Below are 19,087 nucleotides of genomic sequence, written 5' to 3'. Positions count from 1 at the left end.
GGAGGTACTCCACCCGCAGGCTGGCGCGGGCGCGACTCAGCCGGGCCGCGACCGCGCCGGGGGTGGAGCCCCGCTCGGCCGCCATCGTGCTGGTGTCCTCGCCATGGACCTCGTGGGCCACCAGGAGGTCCCGGTCGGCGGCCGACAGCTCGGCCAGCGCCGCGCTGACGAACTCGCGATCCTCCTGGCGCAGCAGGCCGTCGGAGGGTGGCTCCTCGTCCACGGCGTCGGCGAGGAGGTGGGAGCGGTTGCGCGCCCGGTCGTTCCGCTCGGCGTACGACGCCACGACGTGCCGGGCCGTGACCGCCGCATAGTGGTGCAGCTTGTCCGGGTCGACGCGCCTGGAGGAGGACATCAGACGGGCCAACGTCTCCTGGACCAGGTCCTCCACGGTGTGCGGGTCCTTGATCCTGGCTCCGACCACGCGGCGCAGCACAGGGACGAGGTCGACGACGACATGCTCGTCGTACGGCTGGTCACCGTCTCGCACGGCCTCGCTCGCCACGCAGTCCTCCTTCCCGCCGGGAAGCAGGACCTGCGGCCCCTCGGGTAGACCTCCACGAGTCTATGACCGGCTTCGCCCGAGCGCATGACGTGAACCTCCCTTCGGGCGTGCCCCTGGTGGGGGCCGCGGGAGCGCGTACGCAGGCTCCGCCGCCGGGCTGGCTCGCGTCATGTGCTCGGTCGGGGCCGGTCATGGGGACGTAGGACGACAACGACACAGGAGGACGCAGTGAGGAGCCAGGACGGACAGCCGGGTGGCGGGACGGCGTCGCAGATGCGGCCGCGCGACCTCGAGGGCCGCGTGACGGAGCTCGAGATGCAGGTGGTGACGCTCGCGGCGGCGGTCGACGCGGCCTCGCGGATGCAGGTGGCAACGCCGCGCCGGTTCGACCAGGACATCAGGCTCGCTGGCGGGCGGTTGGTCCGGCGGATCCTCGAGAAGGGCCGTCTCGTCGAGGACTACCGCGAGACGCGCCGGTCCGGATGACGCCGGCGACGCCGCGTGTGCTTCGACCCCGCGGCGTCGCCGGTCACCACCGGTGGGGCCCGGTGGGGCCCACAGGAGCGCCAGACAGGGCGCGGTCGTCCGGCCGCCCAGCACGGGAGTCAGCACAGGAGGAGTGATGAGGATGGGATGCACGGTGGCGTCATGTTGAGGGTCGCGCTCTTCGACGACGAGGAGATCGTCGTGCGGGGCTTGGCAGCCATGCTCCGCCGCTACGCAGAGACCGTCGAGGTGGTGGATTCGTCGGGCTTCGGCACCGAGTGCGTCGACATCGCGCTCTACGACACCTTCGCCATGAAGACAGGGCGTGGACACCATCTCGAGCGACTCCTGTGCGACCCCAGGATCGGCAAGGTCGTCGTCTTCACGTGGAACTTCCAGCCCTGGCTGGCGCGCGAGACGATGGAGCAGGGCGTGTCCGGTTACCTCTCCAAGAGCCTCACGGGCCATCAGCTTCTCGAGGCCCTCCAGGCCGTCGCCTCGGGACGGGTCATCGTCTGCCCTGCGCCGAGGGGCAACCGCCTCGTCGACGGCGACTGGCCCGGCCGGGAGGAAGGCCTCACCGCTCGCGAGGCCGAGGTGCTGTCGCTCATCACGATGGGCCTGAGCAACCTCGAGATCGCCGAGCGCATGTCGCTGTCGGTCAACTCGATCAAGTCCTACATCAGGTCCTGCTATCGCAGGATCGACGTCGACAGCCGCTCCAAGGCAGTGCTCTGGGGGGTGGCACACGGCATCCGGGTGTTGCCGCACAACGAATCCCGGCCGGCGCTGCTCATGAGGTGAACGCGCTCGGTGGCACCCCCGCCCGAGCAGCGGCATGCTGGGCCCCACCAGCGCCGGACCCACGACCATGCCTTCCGGGCTGATGTTCGGAAAAACTTCCAGGGTCGGTGTCGAAGTGGCCCGGGGCCGTTCGACGTACGTGCGAGAAGCACCTCACCAGCAACCAGCAGGAGTGATGACAATGCCGCGTTTCATGGGTTTCGTACGGATGGAGGAGGGCGTGGGCACGCCGCCGCAGTCGCTGTTCGACGCGATGGACGCGCACATCGGCGAGCGCGCCGCCAAGGGCGTGTTCCTCGACGGTGGCGGTCTCTACGGCACCGAGGACGCCGTGAACTACATCGTCCGCAAGGGCGAGGTCAGCCGGGTCGACGGCCCGTACGCCGAGGCCAAGGAGGTCGTCGGGGGCTGGAGCATCATGCAGTACGACACCGTCGAGGAGGCCGTGGCCGACCTCCAGGAGTTCGCCGAGCTGCACGCGAAGCACTGGCCCGAGGTCACCGTGATCTCGACCCTGCGCCAGATCTCCGACGGTCCCGAGGCGCCCGGCGCCTGATCGGCCCTCACTACGCTGGCCCCGTGCCGGCAGAGACCAGTTCGGATGGCGCGACCGACGCCATCGTCGCCGCGTGGCGGGCCGAGTCGGCCCGCCTCGTCGGCGCCCTCACCCGGATGACCCGGGACGTGGACCTCGCCGAGGACCTCGCGCAGGACGCCCTGGTGGCCGCCCTCGAGCAGTGGCCCACGTCCGGCGTCCCGGACAACCCGAGCGCGTGGTTGATGACCACGGCGAAGCGGCGGGGCGTCGACCACTTCCGGCGCGCCGACACCCTGCGCCGCAAGGTCGCCGAGCTCGAGTCCGTCCGTGGGGGAGAGGAGGTGGAGATGCCCGACCTCGACGCCCAGGTCGACCACATCGAGGACGACGTCCTGCGGCTGATCTTCCTGTCGTGCCACCCCTCCCTGAGCGCCGAGTCCCGGGCCGCGCTCACGCTGCGCCTGGTCGGAGGGCTCACCACCGCCGAGATCGCTCGCGGGTTCCTCGCCACCGAGTCCGCCATGGGCCAACGCATCTCGCGCGCCAAGAGGACGCTGTCCGAGGCACGCGCCGGGTTCGAGCTGCCCACGGGTCCGGAGCGGGCCGCACGCCTGGACGACGTGATGGCCGTGATCTACCTGATCTTCAACGAGGGCTACACGGCCACGGCCGGCGCGGACTGGATGCGCCCCGACCTGGCGGTCGAGGCGACGAGGCTCGCGCGCATGCTGGCCGACCTCGCACCCGACGAGCCCGAGGTGCTCGGACTGCAGGCCCTGCTGGAGCTGCAGGGGTCACGGACCGCCGCCCGGCTCGACGCCGACGGCACGCCGGTCCTGCTGGAGGCACAGGACCGCGGGCGCTGGGACCAGGAGATGATCCGCCGCGGCCTGGCCGCACTGCGGCGGGCGGAGGGGTTCGCCGCCGCCGGGACCCCGGTCGGGACGTACTTCCTGCAGGCCTCGATCGCCGCCCAGCACGCCCGCGCGGAGCGTGCCGAGGACACGGACTGGCGCCGCATCGCGGCCCTGTACGACGTGCTGGCGCAGGCCGCCCCGGGACCGGTCGTCGAGGTGAACCGGGCCGTCGCGTACGGGCGGGCGTTCGGCCCGGACGCGGGCCTGGCCGTGCTGGGGGACCTGGACGCGGAGGACCTCGGCACCTCGCCGCTCGTCCCGAGCGTGCGCGGGGACCTGCTCGAGCGGGCCGGGCTGCACGCGCAGGCAGGGGAGGCGTTCACGGACGCGGCCGCGCGCACCAGGAACGAGGGTGAGCGGGTGGTCCTGCACCGTCGGGCGGAGCTGAACCTGGCGCGATCCCGAGCGCGACGCACTGATCGCTCGTGACGGGTTCAGGCGTCCGCCGAGGCCTCCGTGCCCGCGTTGCGGGGCATCAGCAGCCCTGACAGCAGCAGCGCGAGCGCGACCACCGCCGAGCACGCGAACACCGTGTGGATCGCGGGCGCCAGGACGTCGACCGACAGGTGCTCGAGGTCCAGCGCGCCGCCGCTGGAGGCGTGGCCGGCCACGCGGCTGTTGACGATCGCGCCGAACACCGCCACGCCGACCGCGCTGCCCATCGACCTGGAGAACATGTTGGTGCCGGTGGCGACACCGCGGTGCTCCCAGCCGACGCTGGACTGGGCGACGATGACGCCGGGGCTGGCGACGTACCCGAAGCCGATGCCCATCACGAAGCAGGGCAGGGCCAGCTGCCACAGGGCGCTGTCGGGGCTCACGGGCAGCAGCAACGCCGCCCCGGCGATCACGAACAGCGCTCCCATCAGCACCGTCCTGCGGAAGCCGATGCTGAGGTAGAAGCGCCCGCTCGTCGCGGCGGCGATGGGCCACCCGATCGTCATGGCCGCCAGCGCCAGACCGGCCACGAGGGCACCGTGGCCGAGCACGGCCTGGGCGTAGAGGGGCACGTACGACGTGAGCCCGAGCATCAGCACGCCGACCACCAAGGCTCCCGAGTTCGCCGCGTTGAGCACGCGGCGACGGAAGATCCACAGCGGGAGCACGGGCTCGGGCGTGCGCRACTCCACCGCCACGAAGGCCGCGAGGAGGGCCACCGCGGCGACCAGGATCGCGATGCTCGGGGCCGAGTCCCACTCCCAGCGAACGCCGCCCTCGAGCAGGCCGAGCAGCAGCAGGGAGCCCCCGGACGCCAGCAGCCCCGCGCCCAGGTAGTCGATGGTGTGCTTGCGAGGCTCGACGTTCTCCTCGAAGCGGCGCCACAGCACCCAGCCGGCCGCGATGCCCAGCGGGAGGTTGACGAAGAAGATCCAGCGCCAGGACAGGTAGTCGGCGAAGATGCCGCCCAGCGTCGGCCCGACCACCGAGGCGAGAGCCCAGACGCTGGCGATGTAGCCCTGCACCTTGGCGCGCTCGGCCATGGAGTAGATGTCGCCGACGATCGTCATGCCCATCGGCTGCACGGCGCCTGCCCCCAGGCCCTGCACGAGCCGGAACACGATGAGCGCCGGCATGCTCCACGCGATGCCGCAGAGCAGCGAGCCCAGGACGAAGAGCCCGATGCCGAGGAGCATCACCGGCTTCCGGCCGTACAGGTCGGCGACCTTGCCGTAGATCGGCACCGAGACGGCCTGTGCCAGCAGGTAGATCGAGAACAGCCACGGGAACGACGTGAACCCGCCGAGGTCGGCGACCACCGCGGGGACCGCGGTGGCCAGGATCGTCGCGTCGATGGCGACCAGTCCGATGCTGAGCATGACGGCCAGCAGGATCGGGCCCCGCTCGCTGCGGAGGCCGACGCTGGCTCGGGTGATCTCGGGAGCACTCACGCGTTCCCCAACCGATGGGGGCCCGGACCTGTTCCCGTGCGCGTCCGACCCGGGACAGCCGACTGGACGACCGACCGCTTGGCCCGCGCTCGGATGGGTACGTGCATGGCATGGACCCCCTCAGCACCAGACAGCGCCTCGAACGCTTCGTGAGCGCCCAGGACGAGCACGGCACCTACGACCGAGCCCTCCGCGAGCTCCGCGCGGGCCGCAAGACCAGCCACTGGATGTGGTTCGTCTTCCCGCAGGTGGAGGGACTGGGGCGCAGTGAGACAGCCCGGTTCTATGCCGTGGCAGGGCTGGGAGAGGCCCGCGGCTACCTGGCCCACCCGGTCCTCGGCCCACGCCTGCGGGAGTGCTGCCGGACGGTCCTCGACCTCGAGGGGACGACGGCCGAAGCGATCCTCGGCTCGATCGACGCCGTCAAGCTGCGCTCGTCGATGAGCCTGTTCATGCGCGCCGACCCGGACGAGCCGTTGTTCCAGCAGGTGTTGGAGACGTACTTCGACGGCGAGCCCGACGAGGCGACCGACGAGCTGCTCACCACCACTCAGTGACTCGTGTCGAGGTAGTTCATCATCCGGCTCAGCACGTCGGAGGCCCGCCGCAGGTCCGCCGACGCGGCCGCCGGCTCGTCGCCCAGCACGGCGAGCTCGCCAACCCGCCACCCCGGGCGGTACTCGTCGGCGAGGGTCGCCGCCACTCGGCTGGCGTGACGCACCGCCTGGGGGTCCACCGTCCACACCGCCTCGAAGCGACGCCGGGAGTCCGCCACCCCCTCCTGGCCGGGTCGCTCGACGGCGGCCATGCACGCCGGCAGGTCGGGGGCGTCGCAGATGACGAGCCACTCCCGGTTCAGGGGAGCCTCGCGCGGGAGGGCCACCTCGACCGGCAGGCCGGGGCGTGGGTCGCGCGGAGCGGCGAGGTCGGCGAAGACGACGGCTGTCCGGGCCGTGCGGGCGAGCTCCACCCAGCGGGCGTAGGACGAGCGGAGGAAGGAGTCACGCTGGAAGCCCCCGAAGAGCAGCGGCTCCTCCGCCCGCGAGCAGCACTCGTCCTCGATCGCGCGGCTGATCGCCAGCAGGGTGGTCTTCGACAGCAGCTGGGGGGCCAGCTCGGGGTGCCCACGGCGCAGCTCGGCATGGACCGACCTCGACTGCAGCGACGTGGTCGTGGCGCGGCGTACGGCCGCTTCGAGCGCGAGGCCTGCATCTCGGTGCCGCAGCACCTCGAGCACGGCGGCGACGTCGGAGTCGGCGTACCGGCGGTGTCCTCCGGCGAGTCGGACGGGCTGCGGGAACCCGTAGCGCGACTCCCAGCTGCGCAGCGTCGCGGGCGGCACACCGGTGCGCTCGGCCAGGTGGCCGATGGTCAGGAGGACGTCCCGAGATGTGGCCATGGCGTCCCAATCTCCTCACGTTGCCTAGATTTTCTTGGAAGTGTTGCATAGGTTTGTCTCCTTGCGACACAAGCATGGAGGATCAGTGAGCCCACTCAGCACCGACGAGGCCCTGCAGCGGCTCCTCGAGCAGGGGCGCGCTCGCGCGGAAGCGACCGACCCGGACCACGCCCGCCTCTGGGACGCCCTCACCGCCGCAACCGAGGGCGGCAAGCGCTTCCGCCCGGCCCTGGTGGTCGCGGCCCACGACGCGCTCGGCGGCAGCTCCGCCGACGCCGCGACCCTGACCGGCGCGGCGGTCGAGCTGCTCCACACCGCGCTGGTCATCCACGACGACGTGATCGACGGCGACGACATACGCCGCGGCCGGCCCAACGTGAGCGGCACCTTCCGCGCCCACGCCATCGCGGCCGGGGCCACCCCCGACGAGGCCGACGCCCTGGGCCGCACGGCCGGCATCCTGGCCGGGGACCTCGCGCTCGCCGCCGCGATCCGCGCCGTCGCCACCTGCGGCGCCCCGACCGCGACCACCCACCGGCTCCTGGACCTCTTCGACGCCGCCCTGCACACCACGGCGGCCGGCGAGCTCGCCGACGTACGACTGTCGCTGAGCACCGGCACCGCGTCCCTCCCCGAGAGCCTGGCCATGGAGGAGCAGAAGACCAGCGCCTACTCCTTCGCCCTCCCGCTGCAGGCCGGAGCCGTGCTCGCCGGCGTCGACGACGCGACGGTCGTCCGGCTCGGAGAGGCCGGACGGGACCTGGGCATCGCCTTCCAGCTCGTCGACGACCTCCTCGGCGTCTTCGGCGACCCGGCCCGGACCGGCAAGAGCGCGACCAGCGACCTGCGTGCCGGCAAGCAGACCCCGCTCCTCGCCCACGCCCGCTCCACCGCCGAGTGGGAGCGGATCAGGACCTACGTCGGACGCGACCTCGCCGACGACGAGCTGTCGGAGGTCCGGGGCCTGCTCACGACCTCGGGGTCCCGTCGGTACGTCGAGGAGCTCGCCGCCGCCCACCACGCCGCCGCCCGCGCGGTCGTCGAGGAGCTGGGCATCTCCGCCGACCTGCTCGCCACCGTCAGCACGCGTCCCGCGGCGCTCGCCGACGGCAGCGAGGTCGCCGCATGAGCTCGTTCCTGATCAGCCGGCGACCCGCGACGAGCCTCTACGACTCCGTCTCCGAGGACAGCGCCGCCGCGGTCATCAGAGTCTTCTCCAGCTCGTTCGGGCTGGCGTCGCGACTCCTGGCCGAGCCCGTGCGCACCGAGGTGCGCAACGTCTACGCCCTGGTCCGGGTCGCCGACGAGATCGTCGACAACCCCGACTCCGGCCTCGGCATCGAACCGCGCGCCCAGATGCTGACCTGGCTCCACGACGACGTGCGCCACGCGTTGCAGCACGGCTACAGCGGCAACCTCGTCGTGCACGCCTTCGCCCGCACGGCGATCCGGTGCGGGATCGGCGCCGACATCGTCGACCCGTTCTTCGCCTCGATGGCCATGGACCTCGAGACCCGCGTCCACACCCGCGAGAGCTTCGACCGCTACGTCCACGGGTCCGCGGAGGTGGTCGGCCTCATGTGCCTGCGGGTGTTCCTCGCCGGGGACGGGGCCCTCGACCGGTCCGGCGACTACGACGGGCTGGCACCCGGCGCGCGCCGGCTCGGCGCCGCCTTCCAGAAGCTCAACTTCCTGCGCGACCTCGCCGAGGACCACGACGCCCTGGGCCGCTGCTACTTCCCGGACCTCGAGGTCGACGCCTTCTGCGACGCCGACCGGGACCGGATCCTCGACGACATCGCCTCCGACCTGGATGCCGCCGCCGCCGTCATTCCCGCCCTGCCGGCCAGCAGCCGCCGAGCGGTCCAGCTCGCCCACGCGACCTTCACCGAGCTCGCCACCCGCCTGCGCGCCACCCCGGCCGCCCAGATCCGGCGTACCCGCGTCCGGGTCCCGGACCCGGTCAAGCTGCGGCTCGTGGCCGGCGTGCTCTACGGAGGCCGCCCATGACCTCGCTGCTCCCGGACGGGCTCGCCGACCGCCTTGCCGACCGCCTTCCCGGTCGTTCGGTCGGCCGCTCCGTGGCCGGTGAGGGCTCGCGTCGCGTCGTCGTCATCGGCGGCGGCATCGCCGGCCTCGCCACCGCCGCGCTGCTCGCCTCGCGCGGCCACGACGTCGACCTCCTGGAGAAGAACGACGAGCTCGGCGGTCGTGTCGGCAGCATCGAGCGCGACGGGTTCCGCTTCGACACCGGCGCCTCCTGGTACCTCATGCCCGAGGTCTTCGAGCACTTCTTCTCCCTGCTCGGCACGACCGCGGCCGCGGAGCTCGACCTGACCGTGCTCGACCCGAGCTACCGGGTGTTCTTCGAGGGCCACGACGAGCCGCTCGACATCCGCCCCGACCGGGCCCACAACCGCGCGCTCTTCGAGTCGGTCGAGCCCGGCGCCGGGGAGGCGTTCGACGCCTACCTCAGCTCCGCGGAGGAGACCTACGACATCGCGCTGCGCCGCTTCCTCTACAGCAACTTCGACTCCGGGGCGTCGTTCCTGCGCACCGACGTCGTACGCCGCACGCCCGCGCTGAGCCGGCTGCTCACCCGCTCGCTCGGCACCCACGTCGCCGCGCAGTTCAGCGACAACCGGCTCCGCCAGGTGCTGGGCTACCCCGCGGTGTTCCTCGGCTCGTCGCCGAGCCGGGCGCCGAGCATGTACCACCTGATGAGCCGGCTCGACCTGGGCGACAGCGTCCTCTACCCCCAGGGCGGATTCACCCGGCTCATCGAGGTCATCGCCGCGCTGGCCGAGAAGCACGGCGCGCGGCTGCACACCGGTGCTGCGGTCACCCGGATCCTCACCGGCGACGCCGTCCGCGGCCGTCCCCACGTGACGGGCGTCGAGCACACCACCGCCGGTGGCGAGCGGCGTACCGTCGATGCGGACGTGGTCGTCGGCGCCGCGGACCTGCACCACCTCGAGACCGACCTGCTCCCGCCGACGCTGCAGACGCACCCGCAGCAGGCGTGGAAGCGGCGTTCCCCCGGACCGGGCGCGGTGCTCGCGATGCTGGGCGTCGAGGGGCGTCTCCCGCAGCTCGCGCACCACTCCCTCTTCTTCACCTCCGACTGGGACCAGAACTTCGGCGACATCTTCGGCCGCGAGGCCCGCGTCCCGGACCCCGCGTCGATCTACGTCTGCAAGCCGTCGGAGACCGACCCGACCGTCGCGCCGGAGGGCAGCGAGAACCTCTTCGTCCTCGTCCCGGTCCCGGCCGACGTGTCCATCGGCTCCGGCGGCGACGACGGCGACGGGTCCCCGGCCGTCGAGCGGGCCGTCGACGCGGCCATCGACCAGGTGTCCACCTGGGCCGGCGTCCCCGACCTGCGCGACCGCATCCGGGTGCGCCACACCGTGGGCCCCGAGGACTTCGAGCGCAGCTACAACTCGTGGCGCGGCGGGGCCCTCGGCCTCGAGCACAACCTGCGCCAGAGCGCGTTCCTGCGACCCGGCAACACCTCGTCCAAGGTCGACGGGCTGCTCTACGCCGGGGCCAGTACCGTTCCCGGCGTGGGACTCCCGATGTGCCTGATCAGCGCCGAGCTCGTGCTCAAGCGGATGAGCGGGGACCGGTCGTCGCTTCCGGTGAGTGGATGAGCCTGCCGCACTGGGCGTACGTCGCGATGCTCGCCTTCTGCCTCGTCGGGACCCTGCCGCTGGTCCCCGCCTTCCGGCTGCGGGTGCTGCGTCAGCCGCGCCGACTGGTCCTCACCGTCCTGGCCGCCGGGACGCCGTTCCTCGTGTGGGACCTGCACGCCACCGACGTCGGGCACTGGCACTTCGACGCCGACCAGACGCTGCCGTGGCGGGTGGCCGGTCTGCCCCTGGAGGAGATCGCCTTCTTCGTCGTCATCCCGCTGGTCGCGGTGCTCACCTACGAGGCCGTCCGGGCGGCGCGCCACCGCGACCGTGCCGGCCGGTCGAGCGAGCACGGAGAGGTCCGATGACCTACACCGCGATCGCCGTCGTGGCGGTGCTGGCCGCCCTGCTGCTGGACCGCTGGGTGGCGCGCACCCGGCTGACGACGACGCGCGACTGGTGGGCGGCGTACGCGATCATCGTCTTCTTCCAGCTCCTCACCAACGGCTGGCTCACCGGCCGCGGCATCRTCCGCTACGCCCCGGACGCCATCATCGGCAGCGACCGCGTGGTCTTCGTCGGGGACGGCCGGCTGGTCTTCGCGCCGGTCGAGGACCTGGCGTTCGGCTTCGCCCTCGTGCTGACGAGCTGCGTGGCGTGGGTGTGGCTCGGCCGCCGGAGCGGCGAGGGGACGGCATGAGCGTCACGACCCGGCTGCAGGCGATGCAGCCCACCGACATCGGGGTCCCCGGCCCCAGCTCCCTGGACATGGCGCGCGCCTTCCGCTCGATCCGCGCCGACCCGCTGAGCTTCCTCGTCGACGTCTCCGAGCGGTACGGCGACCTGGTCGCCTTCCCGGTGCCGGGTGCGCCGGCGCTGCTGGTCAACGACCCGGTCGACGTCCGGCACGTGCTGCAGACCGCGGCCCGCAACTGGAGCAAGGAGACCGTGCAGTACGCCGCGCTGGCCCGGGTGACCGGCCCCGGCCTGCTCGCCTCCTCCGAGCCGAACTGGATCGAGCACCGCCGCCTCGCCGCCCCGGCCTTCCACCACCAGCGGCTCGAGGCGGTCGGCGACGAGGTGCGCGCGGCGGCCGGGAGCGCCATCACCGCGCGGCTCGGGTCGGGCTCGTTCGCCAGCGGCGACCTGGTCGACGTCGCGGCACTCACGCACCGCATCGGCCTCGACGCCGTCGGGCGGGCCCTGTTCTCCGCGGACCTGTCCGGTCACGCGCAGGCGCTGCTGGACGCGACGAGCGACGCGGCCGAGCTGGTGGTCCGGCTGGGACGCTCGATCCTGCCGAGGGCCCAGTGGACCCCGACGAGGACCAACCTCCGGCTGCGCTCCACGCGTCGCCGCCTCGACGAGATCAGCGCCGAGATCATCGCCGAGCGCCGCGAGCGTCGTCGGCTCTCGCCCGCCGGCGCGCACGGCGACGACCTCCTCGGGCTGCTGCTGGACAGCGGCCTCACCGACGCCGAGATCCGCGACGAGCTGGTCACCATGGTCATCGCCGGCCACGAGACGGTGGCCGGGGCCCTGGCCTGGACGCTGATGCTGCTGGCCGAGGACCAGCCCGCCCAGGACCGGGTGCGCGCCGAGCTGGCCGCCCACTCCGGTCCGGTGTCGCTGCTCGGCCACCGCGAGACGCTGCCGTGGACGAGGTCGGTCGTCGACGAGGCGCTGCGCCTCTTCCCGCCCGCGTGGGCGCTGTCGCGACGCTCGCTGGGGCCCGACGTCATCGGCGGCCGCGAGGTCCCGGCCGGGACGTTGGCCATCATCAGCCCGTGGCTCATCCACCGCCGGGCCGACCCGTGGACCGACCCGCTCGCCTTCCGGCCCGAGCGCTTCCTCGACGGCGTGGCGCGCGCGGGGTACCTCCCGTTCGGGCAGGGCCCGCGCCTGTGCATCGGGCGCGAGTTCGCGCTGGGCGAGATGGTCCTGGTGCTGAGCGAGCTCCTGCGTGACCACCGTCTCGACGTGCCGCCGGGCTGGACCCGCCCCTCGGCGCAGGCGCAGGTCGCCGTGCACCCGCGCGGCGGGATGCCGCTGGTCGTGACCCGCACCGCCGGCGCTCGGGCATGACCGACGTGCTCCTCGCCGTCGTGCTGCTGGCCGCGGCCCTTTGCGGCGGCTGGCTGCTCGCCGACCTGCGGACGGTCCCGCGCGGGGCGCGGCACGCCGAGCGGTCGGCGTCGGTGTCGGTCGTCATCCCGGCGCGGGACGAGGAGGCCACGCTRCCGGCGCTCCTGTCGTCGCTGCAGCGGCTGGCGTTCCCGGTGGCCGAGGTCGTGGTGGTGGACGACGGCTCCCGGGACGCGACCGCCTCGGTCGCCCGGGCCGCGGGCGCCGCCGTGCTGCCCGCGACTACCCCGCCGCCCGGCTGGACGGGGAAGGCGTGGGCCTGCCACCTCGGGGCCGGCGCCACCCACGGGGAGCTGCTGCTCTTCCTCGACGCCGACGCCGTGCTGGCCCCGGAGTCCCTGGGCGGCCTGCTGGAGATGCACGACCGGCACGGCGGGCTCGTGTCGGTGCAGCCCTTCCACCGCGTCGTGCGGAGGTACGAGCAGCTGTCGTCCTACTTCAACGTGATGGCGCTGATGGCCAGCGGCGCCTTCGCCCGTCGTCCCAGCGGGCGACCGATGGCCTTCGGTCCGTGCCTGCTGACCTCGCGCGCGGACTACGTCGCCGCCGGCGGGCACGAGGCGGTGCGCGGCCAGATCCTCGACGACGTGCAGCTCGCGGCGGCGTACGACCGGGCGGGACTGCCGGTGCGCTGCGCCGTCGGCGGCGCCTCGATCCGGATGCGCAGCTATCCCGGAGGCCTGCGACAGCTCGCCGACGGCTGGACCAAGAACTTCGCGTCCGGCGCCTCGGCCGCCGCGCCCGGACCCACGCTGGCCGCCGTGCTGTGGGTGAGCGCCCACCACGCGGTCGCCGTCGGCGCAGCCCTGGCGCTGGTGGAGGCCGTGACCGGCTGGGGCGCGAACCTGAGGCACGGCGACCCCGCCCTGTGGGCGCTCGCCTGGGTCGGGTTCGCGGCGCAGCTGTGGTGGATCCTGCGCCGGGTCGGCTCGTTCCGCTGGTGGACGTGGGCGCTGTTCCCCGTGTGCCTGCTCGCCTTCGACGTGATCTTCGCGCGGTCGGCCGCCCTCACGGTGGTCCGGCGCTCGGTGCGCTGGCGCGGTCGCGAGGTGGACCTGCGCGGGTCCTCCGAGGAGGTGGTCTGATGCTCCGGCTGCTGATGCCGCAGGTGCTGACCATCGCCGTGGACGTGATCGCGTGGGGGGCCTTCCACGCCGGCACCGGCTACGCCGCCCACCGTCTCGGCGACGACCGGCTGTCGCAGGACGGCTGGCTGCTGCGGCCGCGCGGCTTCGAGGTCGGCGGCCGGTGGTACCGACGCCGGCTGCGGATCCACAGCTGGAAGGACCGGGTCCCGGAGGCCGGCGGGCTGTTCGCGGGAGGGGTCAGCAAGCGCGAGCTGCCGTCGTACGACGCCGAGGGGCTGCAGCTCTTCGTCCGCGAGACCCGCCGGGCCGAGCTGGCCCACTGGTGGGCGATGGCCTGCGGGCCGCTCTTCGTCCTGTGGAACCCGCCGCTCGCGGCCTCCCTGCTCGTCGCGTACGGCGTGGGCGTCAACCTGCCGTTCATCGCGATCCAGCGCTACAACCGGTTCCGGACCCGGGCCATCATCGAGCGGCGGCACCGGTGACCCAGGAGCTCGAGCGCGACCTCGAGTCGGGGTCGGGGGAGTCGCGGCACGGGCCGATCGCCCAGCTCCTCATCGCGTGGTCACCGCTCAGCGTCATCCTGGTGGCGTACGCCGTGGCCGGGTGGATCAGCGCCCCGCTCCAGGAGGGTGACGGCGCCGCCACCAACCGGCTCGGCTTCGGGATCCACGTGTCCGGACCGCCGTCCACCGATGCGGGCTTCTTCGGCGCGGTCCCGTCGGTGTGGCTGCAGGAGCGGCTCGTCGACGGGTCCCCGCACTGGTACGACGCGATCGCCGCCCTCGTCTACGTCACCCACTTCGTCTCGATCCCGATCGTCACGGCCGTGGCCTGGTTCTGGCTGCGGGACCGCTTCGCGGTCTGGCTCTCCGCCGTCCTGGTCTTCACGGTGCTCGGGGTGAGCGGGTACGTCGTCTACCCGGCGGTGCCGCCGTGGCTGGCCTCCGAACAGGGCGACATCGGCACCGTGGACCGCCTCTCCGACGTGGGCTGGCAGTTCCTCCACCTGGACTGGGTGGGCACGCTGACCGCCTCCGGGCAGGAGGGCAGCAACCCCGTGGCGGCCATGCCGTCGCTGCACGCCGGGGCCGCGCTGCTCGTCGTGCTGTTCCTCTGGCCGATCGCGAGCTCGGTGTGGCGGGTGGTGCTGTCCGCGTACGCGCTGGCGATGGCCTTCACGCTCGTCTACACCGGCGAGCACTACGTCCTCGACGTCCTCGCGGGCTGGCTGGTCGCCGTCGCGGCGATCGCCTTCGGGGCCGTGCTGCGACGCCGGCGGAGGGTCCGCGGCCACCCGTGGTCTGGTCCGGTCGTTGACAGCCACGAGGCCCCGACGGACTCTGGAAGAGCCAGGTGAGCAAGGGGGCCTCCGATGGCAGACGGGGACGATGCGGGGAGCGAGGACTATGCCGCCCTGCTCGAGCGGTTGGTGGTCGCTCACGAGGGGTACGCCGAGTCCCAGTCGAAGCCGACGCCCCGGTGGGAACGGTTCCTGACCCCGGCGGCCGTCGCGGTCAGCGCGATCGGTGTCGCGCTCACCATCTGGCAGGTCAACGTGCAGCAGGACACCGCGGCCGACCAGTTCGACCGGACCATGCGCCAGAGCCAGTACTCCGACATCGTGTCCGGGATGGCCAGCTCGTCCGTGGGCGTCCAGGTCAACTCGATCCGGAGCCTCGTCCAGCACGTGCGCGACCCCGCCAACTACGAGGACGACGACCCGGACTCCGACCTGCAGGAGCAGGCCGCCGTCAACGCCGCCCAGACGTTGACGTCCTTCATAGAGGACGAGAGCACCGTCCCCGACCACGAGGGACTCACCGACTACCGCGACCCGCAGCCGGTGGTGGTGGCGCGGGCGCTGGACCAGCTGGTGGAGCTGACCGGGTCGAAGGAGTCCGACCCGGTCGCCGAGGAGGTCGAGTTCCCCCACGTGGCCGTGGACATCAGTCGGGGCAACTTCCACGGGGTGTACGCGCCGGACTTCGCACCGCAGTCCAACTTCCGGGCCGTGGGCGCGGACTTCCGCAACGCGACCGTCACCGGGTGGGACCTCTCGGATGCCCAGTCCCCGGACCTGTCGAGCGCGTTCCTCACGTGCGCCGATCTGCAGGCGTCGGACCTGGGCACGGCCGAGGTCGCGGCGGCAGACTTCACCGGGGCCAACCTCCGGGGCGCCGACCTGTCCGAGGTGCAGGACCTGACCTCGGACCAGCTCACGGGTGCCCTGGTCGGCCCTGAGACCCAGCTGCCCGCCGGCGTGGAGGCGCCGCTCCAGCCCGGCTGGGGAGTCGAGAACGACGGCGACCACTTCAGCGCCTCGCCTGCCTGCCGCTTCCTGGTGGACCGGATGACGAACCTGGTGGCCGGGAGCGGCTACAGCTCCCGCCTTCCCTGCGCCGGACGGTCCCAGTGGCCCATCCTGCTGGAGTCGTCGGAGCGGGCGGCCCTGGACCGGGTGTGCCGACTGCGGTCGCGGCTGCCCGACCGGCAGCCGTCCGGACGCTGAGAGGCGAAGGTCCCGAGGGGGTTGCCACGGGAGTCCCCGCCCCCGACCATGAAGATCGGGAGCTCACCTTCGGGGGAACGGGGATCTGCGCATGCACGCAACGAGGTGGTCCGTCCGCGGGTTGTCCGTCTGGACGCTGGGCGTGTGTCTTGCCCTGGTCGCGGGGCCGGCGGTGGCTGACACGGCGGTGGTCGACGACCCCGTCGGCGACTCGACCCTCGTGGACATCTCCCAGGTGCGGGTCGTCCACCGGGATGCGGTGATCGTGCGCGTCCGATCCGCCCTGCCGCTCACCGCCGGACAGGTCTACTCCTTCTGGATCGATGCCGGCCGCGGTCGCCGGCCGGACTACTACGTCTCCTTCCGCGCCAACTCGGACTTCGACGACTCGCTGGGGCTGGTGCGGTCCTTCGGTCATCGCCCGACCCGGTTCGTCCGGTGCCCACGCATGCGTGCGCGCGCGGACATGTTCTCCGGCCAGCCGGTGTCGCTGCGGATCCCGCGCCGCTGCCTCGACGACCCCAGGCGGGTGCGGGTCGCCGTGCAGTTCGAGGACGAGGGCACGGGCACCGTGGACCGGGCCCCGGACGGCCGCACCTTCGGGCCGTGGGTCAGGCGATAGCCGGCGCCGGGAAGGATCGGACGACGCAGGTGGTTGGGGCAGCCATGCGCATCTTCTTCACCGGAGGCAGTGGCAAGGCCGGCAAGCACGTCGCGCCCTACCTCGCCGCCCAGGGCCACCACGTCACCAACGCCGACCTCGTCCCGCTGCGGCACCCGGACGTCGCCGACCTGCGGGTCGACCTCACCGATGCGGGGGAGACGTACTCGGCCCTGGCCGGGCTCGCGACCTTCGACGAGCTCGAGCTGGCGGAGAAGCCGACGTACGACGCGGTGGTGCACTTCGCGGCGGTGCCGGCGATCCTGCTCGCGTCCGACGCGAGGACCTACGCCACCAACGTCCTCAGCACCTACAACGTGCTCGAGGCCGCGACCCGTCTGGGCGTCCGCAAGGTGATCTTCGCGTCCTCGGAGACGACGTACGGGATCTGCTTCGCGCAGGGCGAGCGACGCCCGCTCTACGTGCCGGTCGACGAGGAGCACCCGACGGTCCCGGAGGACTCGTACGCGATGTCGAAGGTCGCCGGAGAGGTGACCGCACGGTCCTTCCAGGCCCGCACCGGCGCCGACATCTACGGCCTGCGGATCAACAACGTCATCGAGCCGCACGAGTACGCCGAGATGTTCCCGCCGTTCCTCGAGGACCCGTCGCTGCGGCGCCGCAACGTCTTCGCCTACATCGACACGCGTGACCTGGGCCAGATGGTGCAGCGCTGCCTGGAGGTCGACGGGCTGGGCTACGAGGTCTTCAACGTCGCCAACGCCGACATGTCGGTGGCGGCGACGACCCAGGAGGTCCGCGAGCGCTTCTACGACGGCGTGGAGGTGCGTCGGGAGATGGGGCGCGACGAGACGTTCTACGCCATCGACAAGGCGCGCGACCTCCTCGGCTACGAGCCGCAGCACTCCTGGCGCGACGTCCTGGCGGACCCGCGCAGCGCCTGACGACTCAGATCGGCGAGTGGACGAACGGCAGGAACGTGTTGACCAGGTCGAGCTGGTCGTCGAGCCAGCCGATCAGGCTGAGGGTGTTGCTGATCGAGGCGGGCGGGTCGCTGAGCAGGCTGTCGGCCCGCAGCAGCCGTTCGAAGTCGACGTGCATCGGACCGGAGCGGGACTGTCCCTGCCGATCGGCGAACTCGACGCCGGCCAGCCCCATCACCGAGATGACCTCCTGGGCGAGGATGCCGTAGGCGGCGGTGGTCGGGTGCACGCCGTCGAGGGAGAACAGCCCGCCGTCGGTGCGCCCACCGGGGCCCGACCGGAAGAACCGGGTGTTGGGCACCGGGTCCAGCGCCTTCAGCGCGCGTGGCAGCTCGTAGGGGGTCCACCAGGTCGGCCGCGCCCACGGGCTGTCGATGTAGCGCCGGGTCGCGAGCCGGTCGAGGATCGAGGCCATGTCGAACAGGTACCAGTCGAGGCCGTCGCGGCGGGCCGCGGCGACGGACCGGATCATCGTCTCGTTGTAGGCGTCGATGGCGGAGTCGATCGCGCGCGCCTCGTCCTCGGTGATGTGCGGATCCCGCTTCGGGTCGAAGTCCTCGTCGGTGATCCACGGCCTCGTGTAGTACGGGAAGTAGCGGGAGTCCGGCCGGACCTTCCGTGAGGTCCCCCGCGCGATCGGCGCGATGGTGACCGACGGGATCGTCGCGATGATGGTGTGCTGGGCGGCGACCCCGCGGAGCTTGGCCTCGAGCAGGTCCCAGTCGGCCTCGAACGCGCTGGGACGCCACAGGTTGCAGCCGACGCGGGCCGCCAGGCGCTGGTCGGCCGACAGGTCGTCGTACCCCTCCGGTGTCCACGCGGGCTCCAGCGAGACGACCGATCCGAGGGCGTTGTTGGAGCCCAGGACGACCACCAGCGTCTCGATGCCCTGACTTGGTCCGCTCATGTCGGTCACGGCCTCCAGCACCGTGCGGCCGCGGTTGCCCTTGCGGGCGCGCTGCAGCACCGGCCAGGCGGCACGGTCCTGGTGGTGCTCGACCAGCTGCGCCAGCGGGTCGTTCTTGGTCGGGCGGGCCAAGCGAGCGGCCACCTTGGTCGAGGTGAGGAGCTGGGGGTCGAGGAGGTCCCATCCGTAGACGGCCGTGTTGTGGAACGGTGGCCCGCTGGGCGGAGTCCTCGCCCCGTCGCCGCGCTCCCAGTAGTCCTCGATCCGGTCCATGTAGGACCGCAGCCACAGGGCCGCCGTCACGATCTCCCAGAAGTCGAGGCGGGCGCCGAAGCGCTTCTCGAACGACCGCGCCAGCCGCTCCAGGTCCAGCGGCAGTCCGCCCGGACCGGTCGGCCACTCGTACGTCGGGAAGGTGAACTGCTCGGCGGTCAGGCCCAGCTCGTACGCCGTGATCGCCGGCCATGACAGGTCCGTGCGATGGATGGCTGCGCTCATGAACCCCTGCGTCAGGGAGTCCCCGATGGTGACCAGGCGGTGCTTGGCCGCGACGGCCGCGCCGCGCGGCACCTCGACCCCGAGCGTCGGGTCGGTCACCGGCTCTCGTGGCGTCGTGCGGATCTCGACCTCGTCGGGTGTCGCCCGTGAGCTCGCCATGAC

21 protein-coding genes are annotated in these 19,087 nt (G+C 72.5%); 17 read left to right on the top strand and 4 right to left on the bottom strand.

The window, feature by feature from the left end; translation table 11 throughout:
- Nucleotides 1–505 (bottom strand): sigma-70 family RNA polymerase sigma factor (locus tag AC1DQF_RS17465; RefSeq protein WP_477526496.1); only part of this gene is annotated, 505 nt, incomplete at its 3' end.
- Nucleotides 506–733: 228 nt separating this feature from the next.
- On the opposite strand from AC1DQF_RS17465, the gene AC1DQF_RS17460 reads away from it, so the two are divergent.
- The 4 genes from AC1DQF_RS17460 (at nt 734) to AC1DQF_RS17445 (ending at nt 3,679) form a co-directional block, all read left to right on the top strand.
- Entirely contained in the window at nt 734–991 is a 258-nt protein-coding gene (locus AC1DQF_RS17460) for a hypothetical protein (RefSeq protein WP_477526495.1), read from the top strand.
- Between the two features lie 162 nt (nt 992–1,153).
- Nucleotides 1,154–1,795, top strand: coding sequence for a response regulator transcription factor (locus AC1DQF_RS17455; protein WP_477526494.1), 642 nt, complete (start codon nt 1,154–1,156; stop codon nt 1,793–1,795).
- 193 nt (nt 1,796–1,988) lie between these two features.
- Entirely contained in the window at nt 1,989–2,351 is a 363-nt protein-coding gene (locus AC1DQF_RS17450; protein ID WP_477526493.1) for a YciI family protein, read from the top strand.
- Nucleotides 2,352–2,374: 23 nt separating this feature from the next.
- A complete protein-coding gene (locus tag AC1DQF_RS17445) occupies nt 2,375–3,679 on the top strand; it encodes an RNA polymerase sigma factor (protein WP_477526492.1) in 1,305 nt (434 codons plus the stop codon).
- Between the two features lie 5 nt (nt 3,680–3,684).
- Here the strand turns inward: AC1DQF_RS17445 and AC1DQF_RS17440 are convergent, their stop codons facing one another.
- Complete coding sequence (locus tag AC1DQF_RS17440; protein WP_477526491.1) at nt 3,685–5,139, bottom strand: MDR family MFS transporter; 1,455 nt, start codon at nt 5,137–5,139, stop codon at nt 3,685–3,687.
- A gap of 110 nt (nt 5,140–5,249) precedes the next feature.
- Between AC1DQF_RS17440 and AC1DQF_RS17435 the strand changes: the two genes are divergently transcribed.
- Nucleotides 5,250–5,696: a DUF1810 domain-containing protein gene (locus tag AC1DQF_RS17435; protein ID WP_477526490.1), complete on the top strand. Its 447-nt coding sequence runs from the start codon at nt 5,250–5,252 to the stop codon at nt 5,694–5,696.
- Here AC1DQF_RS17435 and AC1DQF_RS17430 read toward each other — a convergent pair.
- On the bottom strand, nt 5,690–6,538 hold the full coding sequence (locus AC1DQF_RS17430; protein WP_477526489.1) for a DICT sensory domain-containing protein: 849 nt from the start codon (nt 6,536–6,538) through the stop codon (nt 5,690–5,692). The two genes, AC1DQF_RS17435 and AC1DQF_RS17430, sit on opposite strands and share 7 nt — an antisense overlap.
- Before the next feature lie 85 nt (nt 6,539–6,623).
- On the opposite strand from AC1DQF_RS17430, the gene AC1DQF_RS17425 reads away from it, so the two are divergent.
- From AC1DQF_RS17425 to AC1DQF_RS17370, 12 genes are all read left to right on the top strand, one after another.
- On the top strand, nt 6,624–7,667 hold the full coding sequence (locus AC1DQF_RS17425; RefSeq protein ID WP_477526488.1) for a polyprenyl synthetase family protein: 1,044 nt from the start codon (nt 6,624–6,626) through the stop codon (nt 7,665–7,667).
- Entirely contained in the window at nt 7,664–8,548 is an 885-nt protein-coding gene (locus AC1DQF_RS17420) for a phytoene/squalene synthase family protein (RefSeq protein WP_477526487.1), read from the top strand. The genes AC1DQF_RS17425 and AC1DQF_RS17420 overlap by 4 nt, the downstream gene beginning before the upstream one ends.
- The gene (gene crtI / locus AC1DQF_RS17415; protein WP_477526486.1) at nt 8,545–10,191 is read left to right on the top strand and encodes a phytoene desaturase family protein; all 1,647 of its coding nucleotides are present in this window, start codon (nt 8,545–8,547) and stop codon (nt 10,189–10,191) included. Before AC1DQF_RS17420 ends, crtI begins: the two co-directional genes overlap by 4 nt.
- The gene (locus AC1DQF_RS17410) at nt 10,188–10,541 is read left to right on the top strand and encodes a lycopene cyclase domain-containing protein (protein WP_477526485.1); all 354 of its coding nucleotides are present in this window, start codon (nt 10,188–10,190) and stop codon (nt 10,539–10,541) included. The genes crtI and AC1DQF_RS17410 overlap by 4 nt, the downstream gene beginning before the upstream one ends.
- Nucleotides 10,538–10,873 carry a lycopene cyclase domain-containing protein gene (locus tag AC1DQF_RS17405; RefSeq protein WP_477526484.1) on the top strand — a complete coding sequence of 112 codons (336 nt, stop codon included), beginning with the start codon at nt 10,538–10,540 and terminating at the stop codon, nt 10,871–10,873. Before AC1DQF_RS17410 ends, AC1DQF_RS17405 begins: the two co-directional genes overlap by 4 nt.
- Nucleotides 10,870–12,258 (top strand): cytochrome P450, encoded by a 1,389-nt coding sequence (locus AC1DQF_RS17400; RefSeq protein ID WP_477526483.1) that lies wholly within the window; start codon nt 10,870–10,872, stop codon nt 12,256–12,258. The genes AC1DQF_RS17405 and AC1DQF_RS17400 overlap by 4 nt, the downstream gene beginning before the upstream one ends.
- Complete coding sequence (locus AC1DQF_RS17395; RefSeq protein ID WP_477526482.1) at nt 12,255–13,403, top strand: glycosyltransferase family 2 protein; 1,149 nt, start codon at nt 12,255–12,257, stop codon at nt 13,401–13,403. The genes AC1DQF_RS17400 and AC1DQF_RS17395 overlap by 4 nt, the downstream gene beginning before the upstream one ends.
- Complete coding sequence (locus tag AC1DQF_RS17390) at nt 13,403–13,888, top strand: glycosyl-4,4'-diaponeurosporenoate acyltransferase CrtO family protein (protein WP_477526481.1); 486 nt, start codon at nt 13,403–13,405, stop codon at nt 13,886–13,888. The genes AC1DQF_RS17395 and AC1DQF_RS17390 overlap by 1 nt, the downstream gene beginning before the upstream one ends.
- On the top strand, nt 13,885–14,763 hold the full coding sequence (locus AC1DQF_RS17385) for a phosphatase PAP2 family protein (RefSeq protein ID WP_477526480.1): 879 nt from the start codon (nt 13,885–13,887) through the stop codon (nt 14,761–14,763). The genes AC1DQF_RS17390 and AC1DQF_RS17385 overlap by 4 nt, the downstream gene beginning before the upstream one ends.
- Before the next feature lie 15 nt (nt 14,764–14,778).
- The gene (locus tag AC1DQF_RS17380; protein ID WP_477526479.1) at nt 14,779–15,915 is read left to right on the top strand and encodes a pentapeptide repeat-containing protein; all 1,137 of its coding nucleotides are present in this window, start codon (nt 14,779–14,781) and stop codon (nt 15,913–15,915) included.
- A 172-nt stretch (nt 15,916–16,087) separates the two neighbouring features.
- Nucleotides 16,088–16,537, top strand: coding sequence for a hypothetical protein (locus AC1DQF_RS17375; RefSeq protein WP_477526478.1), 450 nt, complete (start codon nt 16,088–16,090; stop codon nt 16,535–16,537).
- Nucleotides 16,538–16,581: 44 nt separating this feature from the next.
- Entirely contained in the window at nt 16,582–17,481 is a 900-nt protein-coding gene (locus tag AC1DQF_RS17370) for an NAD-dependent epimerase/dehydratase family protein (RefSeq protein WP_477526477.1), read from the top strand.
- Between the two features lie 4 nt (nt 17,482–17,485).
- On the opposite strand, the gene AC1DQF_RS17365 is transcribed toward AC1DQF_RS17370, so the two are convergent.
- On the bottom strand, nt 17,486–19,087 hold a 1,602-nt coding region (locus tag AC1DQF_RS17365; RefSeq protein ID WP_477526476.1), incomplete at its 5' end, for a hypothetical protein.

Source organism: Nocardioides sp. P4_G4, assembly GCF_056401085.1.
The sequence above is the reverse complement of the archived record's forward strand: the minus strand, read 5'-3'. Positions and strand labels throughout refer to the sequence as shown.

Coding starts and splice junctions, on each gene's coding strand:
- AC1DQF_RS17410 (WP_477526485.1), top strand. CDS start 10,188: ATGAGCCTGCCGCACTGGGCGTACGTCGCGATGCTCGCCTTCTGCCTC.
- AC1DQF_RS17455 (WP_477526494.1), top strand. CDS start 1,154: ATGTTGAGGGTCGCGCTCTTCGACGACGAGGAGATCGTCGTGCGGGGC.
- AC1DQF_RS17430 (WP_477526489.1), bottom strand. CDS start 6,538: ATGGCCACATCTCGGGACGTCCTCCTGACCATCGGCCACCTGGCCGAG.
- AC1DQF_RS17435 (WP_477526490.1), top strand. CDS start 5,250: ATGGACCCCCTCAGCACCAGACAGCGCCTCGAACGCTTCGTGAGCGCC.
- AC1DQF_RS17370 (WP_477526477.1), top strand. CDS start 16,582: ATGCGCATCTTCTTCACCGGAGGCAGTGGCAAGGCCGGCAAGCACGTC.
- AC1DQF_RS17390 (WP_477526481.1), top strand. CDS start 13,403: ATGCTCCGGCTGCTGATGCCGCAGGTGCTGACCATCGCCGTGGACGTG.
- AC1DQF_RS17380 (WP_477526479.1), top strand. CDS start 14,779: ATGGCAGACGGGGACGATGCGGGGAGCGAGGACTATGCCGCCCTGCTC.
- AC1DQF_RS17420 (WP_477526487.1), top strand. CDS start 7,664: ATGAGCTCGTTCCTGATCAGCCGGCGACCCGCGACGAGCCTCTACGAC.
- AC1DQF_RS17400 (WP_477526483.1), top strand. CDS start 10,870: ATGAGCGTCACGACCCGGCTGCAGGCGATGCAGCCCACCGACATCGGG.
- crtI (WP_477526486.1), top strand. CDS start 8,545: ATGACCTCGCTGCTCCCGGACGGGCTCGCCGACCGCCTTGCCGACCGC.
- AC1DQF_RS17450 (WP_477526493.1), top strand. CDS start 1,989: ATGGGTTTCGTACGGATGGAGGAGGGCGTGGGCACGCCGCCGCAGTCG.